Raw genomic sequence first — 510 nt, 5'->3', positions numbered from 1 at the left:
TAGCAACAGGACGGTCAGACCGGTGATCGTCCGTTCCTCGACCGGCGAGGAAGCCAGGGAGGTCAACGCCGACCAGACATGCTCCTTCGCGGTCGGATCGATGGTGACGCCTTCCTAGGCGAGGATCGCCGTCACCCATTCCGCCGCCCAGGCGCGTTCCGCCGCGTCACCAATGCGTGCCAGCGGTTGAAGAGAGACGGAGTCCTCCGCGCTGTTCGACAGACTGCCGCCGAGGTCGTGCCAGTCGCCGCCCATCGCAAGCGCCGCGGTGCGGATCGAGCCGCCAAAATCGAAGGCGAAGATCTGGCTCTTCCGGTAGCGCCGGAACTGGATCGCCATCAGCGCCAGCAGCACTGATTTGCCGGCACCGGTCGGACCGACAATCAGGGTGTGGCCGACGTCGCCGACATGCAGCGAGAAGCGGAACGGCGTCGAGCCCTCGGTCTTGCCGAAGAATAGCGGCGCGCTGCGGAAATGCTCGTCGCGGTCCGGCCCGGCCCAGACCGCCGA

The 510-nt window shown here is 66.9% G+C and carries 1 pseudogene; it reads right to left on the bottom strand.

Features of this window, described 5'->3' with window-relative positions:
- A pseudogene (locus ACFC3J_RS23105) lies at positions 1-510 on the bottom strand (conjugal transfer protein TrbE); the annotation flags it as partial.

Origin of the sequence: Sphingobium sp. (assembly GCF_041987595.1) — a bacterium.
GTDB lineage: Bacteria > Pseudomonadota > Alphaproteobacteria > Sphingomonadales > Sphingomonadaceae > Sphingobium.
Note: the sequence above shows the minus strand (reverse complement) of the source record. Positions and strands in the feature narration are given on the sequence as shown.